This window comes from Methylobacterium sp. Leaf125, from assembly GCF_001423085.1.
GTDB lineage: Bacteria > Pseudomonadota > Alphaproteobacteria > Rhizobiales > Beijerinckiaceae > Methylobacterium.
Window position 1 is genome coordinate 209,399 of record NZ_LMNU01000001.1, and the last position, 12,897, is coordinate 222,295.

15 protein-coding genes are annotated in these 12,897 nt (G+C 70.9%); 7 read left to right on the plus strand and 8 right to left on the minus strand.

Annotation, left to right across the window (positions count from 1 at the left end):
• Nucleotides 1-127: 127 nt before the first annotated feature.
• Complete coding sequence (gene rpiA, locus ASF58_RS00905; protein WP_055946242.1) at nt 128-835, plus strand: ribose-5-phosphate isomerase RpiA; 708 nt, start codon at nt 128-130, stop codon at nt 833-835.
• A 68-nt stretch (nt 836-903) separates the two neighbouring features.
• Complete coding sequence (locus tag ASF58_RS00910) at nt 904-1,491, plus strand: DUF2059 domain-containing protein (protein ID WP_055946245.1); 588 nt, start codon at nt 904-906, stop codon at nt 1,489-1,491.
• Nucleotides 1,492-1,644: 153 nt separating this feature from the next.
• Here ASF58_RS00910 and ASF58_RS00915 read toward each other — a convergent pair whose 3' ends face one another.
• Both ASF58_RS00915 and ASF58_RS00920 read right to left on the minus strand, forming a co-directional pair.
• Nucleotides 1,645-3,018: a PleD family two-component system response regulator gene (locus ASF58_RS00915; RefSeq protein ID WP_055946247.1), complete on the minus strand. Its 1,374-nt coding sequence runs from the start codon at nt 3,016-3,018 to the stop codon at nt 1,645-1,647.
• A gap of 60 nt (nt 3,019-3,078) precedes the next feature.
• Entirely contained in the window at nt 3,079-3,459 is a 381-nt protein-coding gene (locus tag ASF58_RS00920; protein WP_055946254.1) for a response regulator, read from the minus strand.
• Between the two features lie 75 nt (nt 3,460-3,534).
• Between ASF58_RS00920 and ASF58_RS00925 the strand changes: the two genes are divergently transcribed.
• A complete protein-coding gene (locus ASF58_RS00925; RefSeq protein WP_055946257.1) occupies nt 3,535-3,837 on the plus strand; it encodes a DUF3572 domain-containing protein in 303 nt (100 codons plus the stop codon).
• A gap of 149 nt (nt 3,838-3,986) precedes the next feature.
• The gene (locus tag ASF58_RS00930; RefSeq protein WP_055946260.1) at nt 3,987-4,394 is read left to right on the plus strand and encodes a DoxX family protein; all 408 of its coding nucleotides are present in this window, start codon (nt 3,987-3,989) and stop codon (nt 4,392-4,394) included.
• Nucleotides 4,395-4,418: 24 nt separating this feature from the next.
• Here the strand turns inward: ASF58_RS00930 and ASF58_RS00935 are convergent, their stop codons facing one another.
• Both ASF58_RS00935 and ASF58_RS00940 read right to left on the minus strand, forming a co-directional pair.
• Nucleotides 4,419-5,078 (minus strand): methyltransferase, encoded by a 660-nt coding sequence (locus tag ASF58_RS00935; RefSeq protein ID WP_055946262.1) that lies wholly within the window; start codon nt 5,076-5,078, stop codon nt 4,419-4,421.
• Nucleotides 5,079-5,145: 67 nt separating this feature from the next.
• Entirely contained in the window at nt 5,146-5,748 is a 603-nt protein-coding gene (locus ASF58_RS00940) for a hypothetical protein (RefSeq protein ID WP_055946264.1), read from the minus strand.
• 133 nt (nt 5,749-5,881) lie between these two features.
• On the opposite strand from ASF58_RS00940, the gene ASF58_RS00945 reads away from it, so the two are divergent.
• The 3 genes from ASF58_RS00945 to ASF58_RS00955 all read left to right on the plus strand — a co-directional run bounded on the left by ASF58_RS00945 (nt 5,882) and on the right by ASF58_RS00955 (nt 9,840).
• Nucleotides 5,882-7,171: a DNA topoisomerase IB gene (locus ASF58_RS00945; RefSeq protein WP_055946267.1), complete on the plus strand. Its 1,290-nt coding sequence runs from the start codon at nt 5,882-5,884 to the stop codon at nt 7,169-7,171.
• Nucleotides 7,172-7,291: 120 nt separating this feature from the next.
• Nucleotides 7,292-8,302 carry an SDR family oxidoreductase gene (locus tag ASF58_RS00950; protein ID WP_055946270.1) on the plus strand — a complete coding sequence of 337 codons (1,011 nt, stop codon included), beginning with the start codon at nt 7,292-7,294 and terminating at the stop codon, nt 8,300-8,302.
• Nucleotides 8,303-8,430: 128 nt separating this feature from the next.
• Complete coding sequence (locus tag ASF58_RS00955) at nt 8,431-9,840, plus strand: cytochrome ubiquinol oxidase subunit I (RefSeq protein ID WP_055946273.1); 1,410 nt, start codon at nt 8,431-8,433, stop codon at nt 9,838-9,840.
• 58 nt (nt 9,841-9,898) lie between these two features.
• Here the strand turns inward: ASF58_RS00955 and ASF58_RS00960 are convergent, their stop codons facing one another.
• From ASF58_RS00960 to ASF58_RS00975, 4 genes are all read right to left on the minus strand, one after another.
• Nucleotides 9,899-10,582, minus strand: coding sequence for a response regulator transcription factor (locus ASF58_RS00960; protein WP_055946276.1), 684 nt, complete (start codon nt 10,580-10,582; stop codon nt 9,899-9,901).
• Nucleotides 10,583-10,843: 261 nt separating this feature from the next.
• Complete coding sequence (locus tag ASF58_RS00965) at nt 10,844-11,740, minus strand: diguanylate cyclase (RefSeq protein ID WP_055946280.1); 897 nt, start codon at nt 11,738-11,740, stop codon at nt 10,844-10,846.
• Between the two features lie 99 nt (nt 11,741-11,839).
• Nucleotides 11,840-12,370, minus strand: coding sequence for a hypothetical protein (locus ASF58_RS00970; RefSeq protein ID WP_055946283.1), 531 nt, complete (start codon nt 12,368-12,370; stop codon nt 11,840-11,842).
• A gap of 227 nt (nt 12,371-12,597) precedes the next feature.
• Nucleotides 12,598-12,867: a hypothetical protein gene (locus tag ASF58_RS00975; protein WP_082512841.1), complete on the minus strand. Its 270-nt coding sequence runs from the start codon at nt 12,865-12,867 to the stop codon at nt 12,598-12,600.
• Nucleotides 12,868-12,897: the final 30 nt, after the last annotated feature.

Genomic DNA, 12,897 nt, shown 5'->3' on the forward strand with positions numbered 1-12,897 from the left:
GTCCGGCCCGGCGTGCTAGGGGCACCGGGCGCGCCGGCCGGCCGCTGGCGCGCCCCAGTCGATTCGCCCCTCGCCCGAGCCCTCCCATGCCGCACGCCTTCCCCCTCCCCGCCGCCGGAGCCTTCGCGTGAGCGGGCCGGATCTGCGCCGCGCGGCGGCCGAGGTCGCGGTCGGACTGGTGACGCCCGGGATGCGGCTGGGGATCGGAACCGGGTCCACCGCCAACGTCTTCGTCGAACTCCTGGGTGCCCGCGTCCGGGATGGCCTCGACGTCGTCGGCGTGCCCACCTCCGAGGCGACCCGGGTCGCGGCCGAGGCCGCCGGCATCCGCCTCGCCACCCTGGACGCGCTGCCCGAACTCGACTTGACCATCGACGGCGCGGACGAGATCGACGGGGCGATGCGCCTCGTGAAGGGCGGCGGCGGCGCGTTGCTCCGCGAGAAGATCGTCGCCTTCGCCAGCCACCGGATGGTGGTGATCGCGGATGCCGCCAAGCGCGTCGAGACCCTCGGGGCGTTCCCGCTGCCGATCGAGGTCAACGCCTTCGGCCTCGGCGCCACCCGCCGGGCCGTGGCCGCCGCCCTGCAGGCGAGCGGCTGCACCGGCCAGCTCGTCCTGCGGGCCCGGGACGGCACGCCCTTCGTCAGCGATGGCGGCCACCACATCCTCGACGCCCATCTCGGACGCATCCCGGATCCCGAGGCCTTGTCGGGTGCCCTCTGGGCCGTGCCGGGCGTCGTCGAGCACGGCCTGTTCCTCGGCCTCGCCACCGGAGCCATCCTGGCCGAGGCGCGCGACGGGCAGGCGGTGGTGAGCCGGCTCGGAACCGTCTGAGGGCGCTCACCCCCATCTCCCGCCCTTCCCATCCTCCCCTTCGCCGAACCCCTCCCGGAGCGTCCGCCATGTCCCGCCGCCTCGCCGCCCTGGCCGCCCTCGTCCTCGCCAGCGCCCCCCTGGCCGCCCAGGCCCAAACCCCGGCCCAGAAGCCGCCGGCGGCCAAGCCCGGCGCCAAGCCGTCGACGCCCGCTGCCGCACCGGCGCCGAGCACGCCCGCCGCGCAGACACCCGCCTACTCGGCGAACCACCTGGCCCTCGCCCGCGAGGTCATGCTGAATTCCGGCATCGCCCGGTCGTTCGACTCGATCATCCCGGCCTTCGCCGAGCGGATCCGCCAGGGCGCCGTGACCCGGCCCGAGCTCTCCAAGGACCTCGAGACGGTGCTGACCTCCCTCGAGCCCGAGATGGAGCTGCAGAAGCAGGCGATGATCGACACCGCCGCCCGGATCTACGCCGCGCGCCTGTCCGAGGCCGAGCTGAACGAGATCGCGACCTTCTTCCGCTCGCCCGCCGGCAAGCGCTACGTCGAGACCCAGCCGCAGGTGCTCGACGAGATGGTCCAGGCCATGCAGAACTGGACCCAGGACGTCTCGGAATACATCATGGTCCGGGTCCGTGCCGAGATGGCCAAGAAGGGCCACCAGCTGCAGTAGCGGGCTTCGGGGCCCGGGCGGCGCGGCGGCCGGGCTTCAGGCCGCCGCCGCTTCGACACGGTTCCGGCCGGGCTTCAGGCCGCCGCCGCCGCTTCGACGCGGTTCCGGCCGGGCTTCAGGCCGCCGCCGCTTCGACGCGGTTCCGGCCGGGCTTCAGGCCGCCGCCGCTTCGACGCGGTTCCTGCCGGTGCTCTTGGCCCGGTACAGGGCGAGGTCGGCCCGCTTGAGCATGTCGGCCGGCCCGACATCCTCGGCCCGGCGCCAGGCCACGCCGATGGACACCGTCACCGGCACCATGCGGGTGTCGCGCTGGATGGCGAACGGCACCGCCTCGATCCGCTCGCGGATGCGCTCGGCGATGGCGTAGGCCCCCTCCGCCTCGGCATCCGGCAGGATGATGACGATCTCCTCGCCACCGTAGCGGGCCACGATGTCGATGCCGCGCGTATGGGTGCGGATGCGCTCGGCGAAGGCCTTGAGCACCTCGTCGCCGGCCTCGTGGCCGTAGGTGTCGTTGATGGACTTGAAGCGGTCGATGTCGAGCATCAGCGCCGCCACCGGACGGTTGCGCAGGGCCGCCTCGCCGAACAGCGCGCCGAGGTGGCTGTCGAGGTAGCGCCGGTTGTGAAGGCCCGTGAGGCCATCGGTGACGGCGAGTTCCATCGAGGCCTGGACGGCGCCCCGCAGGGCGTCCGAGAAGCGGCGGCGGCGCACCTGCGTGCGCACCCGGGCCACGAGCTCGTTCCGGTCCACGGGCCGCATCAGGTAGTCGTGCACGCCGAATTCGAGCCCCCGGATCACCCGGGCGCGGTCGTGCTCCTCGGCGATCATCATCACGGGCATCAGGCGGGTGCGATCGAGGGAGCGCAGCTGGCTGCACAGGCGCAGGCCGTCGAACCCCTGGATGTCGAGGCTGACCAGGGTCAGGTCGAACGCGCCCTCCGCCGCCAGCACCAGGGCCTTGTGCGGGTCGGGCTCGACCGTGAGCGAATGGTGCTGGCCCAGGGCCGCCGAGAGGCGGTCGGCCGAGCCGGGACGGTCCTCCACGAGGAGGATCGAGGCGTTGAGGCCGGTCTCGGCGGCGGCGAGGGCCAGGGGGTCGCCGATCCCGAAATCCCGCGAGGCCATGGCGCGGGAGCGCAGCTCGTCCGTCACCGCCTTGAGGCGCACGAGGCTGCGCACGCGGGCGAACAGGGCCGTGTCGTCGATGGGCTTCGTCAGAAAGTCGTCCGCACCCGCATCGAGCCCGCGCAGGCGGTCGGAGGGCTGGTCGAGGGCGGTGACCATCACGACGGGCAGGTGGGCCGTGTTGGGATTGCTCTTGAGCCGGCGGCAGACCTCGAACCCGTCCATGCCGGGCATCATCACGTCGAGGAGGACGAGGTCGCAGAGACCCTTCTCGCAGATCGTCAGCGCGTCGGGGCCGTTCATCGCCGCCAGGACGTCGAAGTATTCCATGGAGAGCTTCGTCTCCAGGAGCTTCACGTTCGGGAAGAGATCATCGACGATCAGAATTCGGGCCGACATCGGTCCTCGCGCAGGGTCGTACTACGGGCCATCGGGAAGGCTATGAGCGAGGCGGGCAGGTCAGGCGGTCCTGGCGTCGCCGAGATACTGTCGGACGGTGGCGAGAAACTTCGCCACCGAGATCGGTTTCGACAGGTAGGCTTCGCAACCGCCCTCGCGGATGCGCTCTTCGTCGCCCTTCATGGCGAAGGCCGTGATCGCGATCACCGGGATGGCCTTGAGGTCGTCGTCTTCCTTGAGCCACTTCGTGACTTCGAGGCCGGAGACCTCGGGCAGCTGGATGTCCATGAGGATCAGGTCGGGGCGATGGGCCCGCGCGAGCTCGATCGCCTCGATGCCGTTGGCCGTCTTGAGCGTCGCGTAGCCATGTCCCTCCAACAGGTCGTTGAAGAGCTTCATATTGAGTTCGTTGTCCTCAACGATGAGCACGGTCTTCTTCATGGCCCGTTGTTCCCGGTGCGTGGACGGCCCATTGTCGTTCGACGCATGCCCCGCCTGAGGAGATTTAGCGGATACATGTTGACGAAACGCAAACCCAATAGCGGAGACGAATCCGCCGAAGGCGTGGCCCTGGCGGCCCTCGCCTGGATGGCCACCGACGACGAGCGCCTGTTCGCCTTCCTCAACGCCACCGGGGCGACGCCCGAGACCCTGCGGGCCAGTGCACAGGACCCCGGCTTCCTGGCCGGCATCCTCGATCATATCATGGGTGACGAGGCGACGCTCCTCGCCTGCGCGGAGGCCCTCGACACCAAGCCCGAGCGCATCGCCGCCGCCTGGCGCCGCCTCGGCCCGCCGGAGTTCGACGACGGAATGTAGGCGGGGCCGCGCGGCCGGATATCCCCTGGGATTGTCCTGCGAGGCTCGCCCCGTCCCCGGCCCCGCGCTATGGCTCGACGGCTTCGCGCGGGCGCCGTCCGCGCCGCGGGCCCTTCGATGCGGCCCCCCTCGCCGGAGACCCCTCGCCCATGTCCCTCGCCAGCCTCTCGACGACCTGGGCCCCGCGCCTCCTCAGCATCCTGCGCATCGTGGCAGGCCTGCTCTTCCTGGAGCACGGCACGCAGAAGCTGTTCGGCTTTCCCCTCCGGATGGGTGGGGGAGCGGGCCCCGCGATGATGTCGCTCCTGTGGTTCGCGGCCATCCTCGAAACCCTGGGCGGCGTGCTCATCATCCTGGGCCTGTTCACCCGGCCGGTGGCGTTCCTGCTCTCCGGCCAGATGGCGGTCGCGTATTTCATCGCCCACCACCCCAAGAGCCCGTTCCCGGCCCTCAACGGCGGCGATGCCGCGATCCTGTTCTGCTTCGTCTTCCTCTACCTGGCGGCCGCCGGCGCCGGCCCGTGGAGCCTCGACGCGCAGCGCCGCGGCCGGTTCTGAGCCGGCCTCCGCGCAGGGCGCGGCTCAGGCGCTGAAGCGCCAGACGCTGCTGCGCTTGACCTCGGCATCCTCCAGGGAGCGGCTCACCGGCACCGTGTAGGTGGCGAGTTCGGTGAGCCGGTCGCGGGGCAGGTAGGAGCGGCCGGGATCGCCCACCAGCACGGTGGCGCCGCGCGCGTGCAGGCCGGACAGCCAGGCGGTGACCCGGGCGGCGAGGTCCTGCTCGTAGAAGATGTCGGCGGCGAGCACCACGGCGGACCCCGGATCGGAGCCGATGAGGTCGCGCGACACCGCCTCGATGCGCTCCGCCACGCCGTTGGCCGCCGCATTGAGGCCGATGGCCGGGATCGCGAAGGGGTCGAGGTCGCTCGCCGTGACATGCTCCGCGCCGGAGCGCGCCGCCGCGATGGCGACGAGGCCCGAGCCGGAGGCGAAATCGAGCACCCGGCGTCCCGCCACGAGACCGGGATTGTCGAGGATGTAGCGGGCCAGGGCCTGCCCGCCGGCCCAGGCGAAGGCCCAGAACGGCGGCGGCAGGCCGATCACCGCCAGCTCGTCCTCGGTCTTCTGCCACAGCTCGGTGGCCTCGTCGGCCACGTGCAGGACGATCTCGGGCGCGTGCGGCACCGGGCGCAGCCGGGTGTTGGCCCGGATGAAGGCGAGGGGATCGGCCGACGGCGTCATGCGGGCGTTCTCTTGCGGGGCTTGCTCATGCGGGCGTGATCATGCGGGCGTGATCAAGCTGGCTCGATCATGCTCGGGCGAACTCGCCGTAGAGGGTGCCGGCGGCGACCGCGAGCCCGTCCGCGCCCGCCAGCGCCAGCGCCGTATCGGCCGGGTCGAGGCCCAGGGCGGCGGCCTCGGCCGCGGTCGCGCAGAGATAGCGGGTGGCCCGGGTGGCGAGGGGGCCCCGCAGCGCCCCGCGCAGGCCGAAGCGCGTCAGGCGCCCGGCGGCGTCCGTGCGGGCGTTCAGGGCCGCGGGATCGCCGGGCTGGTAGATCCGCGCCGCGATCCCCGACATGGCCGCGGCCGTGCCGCCGACCACGATCGCCCGGAGGCCGATGGCGTGGAGGAGGTCGGCCTCCAGCGCTTTCAGGATTCCGGCGAGCTGGCCCGCCTCGTAGCCCGCCGCCATCGGGTTGAGCCGCGAGGTCCCCAGCGCGAAGGGCACCACCCGGGCGCCCGCCGCCTCGATCGCCCCGCGATGGGCGTCCACCCGCGTCACCACCGTCGCGGACAAACCGGCAGCCCGGGCCGCCGCCACGAGGGGAAGGTCGCGGGCCGCGAAGCCCGCATCGTCGGGGGCGAGGAAGACGAGGCGCCGGGGTGCGGCGGCGGAAGCGGGGATATCCATCGGACGCGATGTAGCACGCTCCGCCCGGAACGAGGCATGGCGGAACAGGGCATGGCGGAACGGGGCATGGCGGAACAGGGACTAGCGCGGGCCCGTTGACGGCGAACCAGATCACCGCAGGGACGGGACCAGCATGGCCACGGCGCGCGACGAAGAGGGCACGGTCGCCGACCCGCGCGACGCCGCCGAGGAAGCGGGCCTGCGCTACGTCGACGACACCATGCCGGGCCTGACGCGTCGGAAGAGCGGGACGGGTTTCGCTTATCGCGACGCCCGGGGCCAGCCGGTGCGGGACGCGAAGACCCTCGCCCGGATCCGCGCCCTGGCGATCCCGCCGGCCTATACCGACGTCTGGATCTGCCCGCGGGCCAACGGTCACATCCAGGCGACGGGCCGCGACGCCAAGGGGCGCAAGCAGTACCGCTACCACCCGGATTTTCGCGCCGCCCGCGACCTCACCAAGTTCGAGCACGTCATGGCCTTCGCCGACGCGCTCCCGGCCATCCGCGCCCGCGTGGATGCCGACATGGGCAAGCGCGACCTTCCCCGTGAGAAGGTGCTGGCCACCGTGGTGCATCTCCTCGAGACCACGCTGATCCGCGTCGGCAACGACGATTACGCCCGTACCAACAAGAGCTTTGGCCTCACGACGCTGCGCGACCGGCACGCCCGGATCGCGGGTTCGGCGCTGACCTTCCGGTTCAAGGGCAAGAGCGGCAAGACCTGGGACCTCGGCCTCAAGGACCGCCGCGTCGCCCGGATCGTCAAGGCCTGCCAGGACCTGCCCGGCCAGGAGCTGTTCCAGTATCGCGACGCGGACGGCACCGTGCGCGACGTGACCTCGGCCGACGTCAACGCCTACCTGCGCGAGATCACCGGCCAGGACATCACCGCCAAGGATTTCCGGACCTGGGCCGGGACCGTCCTGGCCGCCCTGGCGCTGCAGGAATTCGAGGCCTTCGACAGCGAGGCCAAGGCCAAGAAGAACCTGCGGGCCGCCATCGAGGGCGTCGCCGCCCGGCTCGGCAACACGCCGACCATCTGCCGCAAGTGCTACATCCATCCGCAGGTGCTCGACTGCTACCTCGAGGGTGCGCTCCTCCTGCAGATCAAGGACGCGGTGGAGGACGAGTTGCGCGAGGACCTCACCGTGCTGAAGCCCGAGGAGGCCGCCGTGCTCGGCCTGCTCCAGGCACGCCTCGCCGAGGTCAAGGACGGCCAGGGCCGCGATCTCTCGACGGGAGCGGGAAGCCCCGGCGCGCGCAAGGCCACGCGCCGCCGGGCCACCAAGGCGGCGAAGTCCCTGGCTGCCCCGGCAGCCGCCGCAGAGGCGCCCGCGGCCAAGGAAGCGAAAGCCAAGGCGGCGACAGCCAAGATGGCGAAAGCCAAGAAGCCGGCCGCCGAGGCGGGCCAGGCGGCCTGAGGCGTCGTCGACCGCCCGGTCCGTCCGGGACCCGTGTCGTTTGGGCACGCGGTCCTCAAGGCAACAGCCGCACCCCTGGACCGTTGGCGCAGGCTGTCGTCGAGAAGGAAGCCGAAATCCATGACCAAGGTCGCGGTCGTCACCGGAGGAACCGCCGGAATCGGGCTCGCCACCGCCCATCTCTTCGCGCGGCGCGGCTGGGCCGTGGTCGTCATCGCCCGCGATGCCGACCGCCTGCGCGACGCGGAGGCCGACCTGACCGCCTACGGCCGCCCCGTCCTGGGGATCTCGGCCGACGTCGCGGACGCGGAGGCGATCGACGCCGCCGCCGAGCGGATCGAGCGGGAGTTCGGGCCGATCCGGGCCTGGGTCAACAACGCGATGGCGACGATCGTGAACCCGGCCGACCGGATCACGCCCGAGGAGTACCGGCGCGTCACCGAGACGACCTACCTGAGCCAGGTCTACGGGACGCTGGCGGCTCTGCGCCACATGAAGCCGCGCAACCGCGGCGCGATCATCCAGGTCTCGTCGGGTCTCGGCATCCGGGCCGCGCCGCTCCAGGCACCCTACTGCGCGGCGAAGTTCGCGGTCTCGGGCTTCACCGACGCCCTGCGCTCCGAGCTGATCCACGATCGCGTGGATGTCTCCCTCAGCGTGGTCTACCTGCCCGCCGTCAACACCCCGCAATTCAACTGGGCCCGCAACCGCACCGGCCACGGCCAGTACGCTCCCGATCCGGTCTACGATCCGCGCCTCTGCGCCGAGGCGATCGTCGCCGCGGCGGAGAACCCGAGCCGCGAGGTCTGGGTCGGCCACAGCACGGTGATGATGGCCGCCGCTCAGGCGCTGATGCCGGGCTACGCGGACAAGAAGGCCGCCACGATGTGGTCGGCCCAGCTCACCGACGAGCCGGCGCCCGACAAGGCCGGCAACCTGTTCGCCCCGGTGCCCGGCCATGTGGGCATCGACGGGCGCTTCTCGGACCGGACCAAGACGACGCGCAGCGCCTACTGGACGAGCCGCGACCGCGACCTCCTCGTGGCCGGGCTGACCGGGGTGGTGGCCCTCGGCCTGTTCGGGGTCGCGACCCTGGCCCGCGCGCCGCGCCGCCTGCTGCCGCGGCGCTGAGGAGTCCCCCGGGCCGCCCCCTGCGACCCGGTCGCCCGCCGCGAACCGGATGCAGCTTCGGCGTCTTCACGCTATAGCTGCTTCAGGGGTCCCTGCCATCGAGGCTCCGCATCGCATGAGGGTTTGCCATGGAAGTCGACGCGCTCCTGCTCTCGCGCATCCAGTTCGGCTTCACCATGGCCTTCCACATCATCTTCCCGGCCTTCACCATCGGGCTGGCGAGCTTCCTCGCCCGCCTGGAGGCGCAGTGGCTCTGGACCGGCAACCCGATGTACCGGAACCTCTACCGGTTCTGGGTGAAGGTCTTCGCGGTCTCGTTCGGCCTCGGCGTCGTCTCCGGCATCGTGATGAGCTACCAGCTCGGCACCAACTGGTCGCGCTACTCCGACTTCACCGGCAACGTGCTCGGGCCGTTGATCCAGTACGAGGTGATCACCGCCTTCTTCCTCGAAGCGGGCTTCCTCGGGATCATGCTGTTCGGCTGGGACCGGGTCGGCGACAGGCTGCACTTCGTCTCCACCTGCATGGTGGCGATCGGCACCCTGATCTCGGCCTTCTGGATCCTGTCGGCCAATTCCTGGATGCAGACGCCGGACGGCTTCGTCGTCGAGAACGGCCGGGCCATCGCCACCGACTGGTGGAAGGTGATCTTCAACCCGTCCTTCCCGATCCGCTACGCCCACATGGTCCTGGGCTGCTTCCTCACCACGGCCTTCGCGGTGGCGGGCATGTCGGCCTGGATGATCCTGCGGGCGCGCAAGGAGCCGGCCGAGAAGGTGGCGGGGGCCCGTCTCTCGCTCTCCATGGCGCTCTGGTTCGCGGTGATCTTCACGCCGATCCAGATCTTCGTCGGCGACACCCACGGGCTCGCCGTGCTCAAGCTGCAGCCGACCAAGCTCGCGGCGATCGAGGCGAACTGGGACCGGCAGGACAACATGCCCCTGCTGCTCTTCGCGATCCCCAACATGCAGGCGGAGAAGAACGACTTCGAGATCGGCATCCCGCGCCTCGGCAGCTTCATCCTCACCCACGACTTCTCGGGCGTGGTGCCGGGCCTGAAGGACGTGCCGCCGGACCAGCGTCCGCCGGTCTGGCCGGTCTTCTATTCGTTCCGCATCATGGTCGCGATCGGCATGGCGATGCTGGGCTTGAGCCTGTGGAGCCTCTACCTGCGCTGGAAGGGCACGCTCTTCTCGAACCGCTGGTTCCTCAACGCGGCGATGCTGATGACCCCCTCCGGGTTCGGGGCGGTCCTGTTCGGCTGGTTCACCGCCGAGATCGGACGCCAGCCTTACATCGTCTACGGGCAGCTGCGCACGGCGGACGCCCACTCGCCCCTGACGGTCAACGCCGTGACGACCTCGCTGATCGCGTTCCTGATCGCCTACGCCTTCATCTTCGGGTTCGGCAGCTACTACCTGGCCAAGCTCCTGCGAAAGGGTCCGGAGCCGCTGGAAGAGGCCATCCGCGGCGGCGACGTGGCCCAGAAGCCCAAGCGTCCCCTCTCCGCGGTCAACGAAAGTCTGACCCCCGCCTGAAAAACGTCTCGCCCGCCTGAAAAACGACTTGCCCGCCCGAGGGGCGTCGCGGCCCGGCTCAGAGCCGGGCCACGGACTCGCTCGCGTGCTGTCCCCGGGGGCGGTCGCCGCCCGTCGAACGGACCGGAGCGGCATCGACCACCGGCGTGAGGCCGAGGTGGCGGGCCAGGGCGACGAGATCCTTGAGACGCCCCGTCTGGGTCTTGCGGCGCAGGTTGAGGCGGTGGGTCTCCACCGTGCGCACGCTGAGGTTCAGGCGGCGCGCCACCTCCTTGTTGCTGAAGCCGGCGCTCAGGAAGCGCAGGATCTCGGCCTCGCGCGGCGTCAGGCCGTCGGCCGGCGCTACCGCCGCAGCCTCGTCCCAGGTCGGCTCGGCCGGGTTGGCGGCAAGGCTCAGGAGGGCCTCGCAGACGTCGCGCGGCGTCGCCGAGCGGGCGATGAAGGCGTCGGCGCCCGCATCCACCAGACGGGTCAGCAGGCCGGCCCGCAGCACCTCGAAGCCGACGAGGACGGCGAGGCCCGGCGCCCGGCCCTTGAGCGCCGCGATCCGGCCGGCGAGGCCCGGCTCGGGCTCCGCGCCGACGAACAGCAGGGCGACCTTGCGCGACGGCCCTCCCGATCCGGGCGCGAGCTCGCCCTCGCTCAAGGTCTGCAGGCGCGGCTCATGCTCGATGACGGCGCGAAACGCGGGTTCGAGCCCGAGGGGCTCGCCGACGATCAAAACTCCCACGGCGTCATTCATGCCGCTGCACTCCCCATTGTCCCACCGCGACACACCGCGGCGTTCCCTGGGAGGTTCAGATCAAGTTCCGTTCCAGAGCTTTACTGGCCAAATCTCAGTCTGGATTCGGGCGAAATCCCCCGAACATTGCCCAAGCCCCGCGGAAATCCGCGCGGTACTTTGGTAAACGGCCGGATTTCGCGGTCGGATCGGGAAGCTTGGCGTTTCGCAACGGCACAGGGGCGTCGCCGGATTAACCCTCGATTCGAGACAGGCTCGGACTCAGCCGGCGCGCGCCAGCACGAGGTCGGAGGCGGCGCTCACGACGCGGTTGCGTCCCGTCGTCTTGGCCTCGTAGAGGGCGATGTCGGCCCGCTTGAGAAGCCCCTCGATGGTGTCGCCCTCCGACCACTCGCTGACGCCGAAGCTGCAGGTGAGGCGGATCGGGACCCGGCCGCCGCGGATGCGCAGGGCTTCCATCGAGCGGCGCAGGCGGGTCGCCAGACCCTCGGCCTCGGCGCCGGTGCGATGGGGCAGGACGATGCCGAACTCCTCGCCGCCGAGACGGCCGACGAGGCCGTCGAGGGCGAGTTCGCGGCACACAGCCTGGATCGCCGCGTCGCCGACGTCGTGGCCGTACTCGTCGTTGATGCGCTTGAAGTGATCGATGTCGAGGAGGATGGCCGACATCTTGCCGTGATCCCCCACACGGTCGGCGGTATCGCGCGATTTCTGCAGGAAGGCGCGCCGGTTAAGCAGGCCCGTCAGCGAGTCCGTGTCGGCGAGGCGGATCAGTTCGCTCTGCATCGTGGTCAGGCGCTCGGCGGCCCGCAGGCGGGCATGCAGCTCCTCCGGTCCCGGCGGCTTCTCGATGAAGTCGTCGGCGCCACTATCCAGGGCCTCGGCGAGGTTCCGGGCGTTCCGGGCCGAGGACATGGTGATGACGTAGAGGGGACGATTGGCCTCGGCGAGCAGGCGGGCGGACCAGCACAGTTCGAGGCCGCCCAGGGGCCGAACCTCGAGACTGGTAATCAGCACCCGGACCGAGCCGGTATTCTCGACGAAGTTCAGGGCCTCGGCAGAATCGGTGAAGGCCGAGACAGTGTGCCCGTTGGGTTCGAGCAGCGCCGCGATCATCTTGAGCACGACCCGACTGGTGTCGACGAGGACGATATGCATGACGCGGCCTGACCACCTTCACGGTTCTTGACGTGAGAGTGGCACGAACAGATTAACCGCTTGCGAAAGCCGACTCGAAGTCTTCTTCCCGCAACCGCCTTACCGGCGCGAGATCTGGACCGGCGAAACCCGAACGGGAATGACGCGGGCGCCACCACCCGTCTCGGCGACCGGAGCCGCAGCCTGGAACGGCCCGCCGCGGGCCCGGGTCCGCTCGGCGCCGGCCGCGTCCGACCAGCGCCCCTGGCGGTTGCGCGTCAGAACCCGGGAGCGGCCCGGGGCTGCCGTGCGCAGCGCGGAGGGCTGCCCATCGATGACGTAGACCGTCGGCGTGCCGACCGAGGCGCTGCGGATCCCCGCCACCGTGGGGATGCCGTAAGTGCCGTAGCCCCAGGCGCTGGGCACGAGCTCGCTCGGGCGGGGGAAGCGGGTGAGCGGCGCACCGACATAGTCGCCGTGGAGCAGTGGCCCGCCATAGCCGTTCTCGGAACCGGCATAGGGATCCGTGCCGTAGGCGAGGTCCTGGCCCTGCGCCGCGCCGGCCAAGCCGGAGAGCACCAGGGTGCCGGCGAGGCCGACGACGCGGAGAGAGATTCCCCGGCGCGGCCGGATCTTCGAACAAGTGGTCATGCGGCGCCGAACTCCCACGCTGGCCGATTCGAGACAGAACCGGCGGCCGCATCCGTCGTTCCCCAAATCCCGGCGGCGTTCAGCGTCGAAGAGTGCTTACAGGGCGTGCCGGCCAGGGTCCCCATCGGAACGGAGCAGCCCCGGGGCGGCGGGCGACCGGACCGATGACACGAAAAAACCCTGCCTCGCGGCAGGGTCGGGTTCGCCTTGGTGGTCTCGGTCCGAAGTCAGCGGCAGGTGGTGACGCGGCGAACGATCCAGCCCTCGCCCTCGACCCAGAGGCGCTTGCGCGAGCGGCTGCAATTGACCGATTCGTCCTCGGATTCGGTCACGGCCGCGACGGGGGTGACGGCCGCTGTCACCACGGCGGTCTTGCCCGGCCCCTGGTTGGCGACCGGGGCCGCCATGGCGCCGGGGACGAGAATACCCGAGAACCCGGTTCCTGTCAGAACCGTCCCTGCCAAGGCGAAAGCGCCCACGATCGTGGACACGCGCAGTCGATTCGCTACCATCGAAAAGTCTCGCTC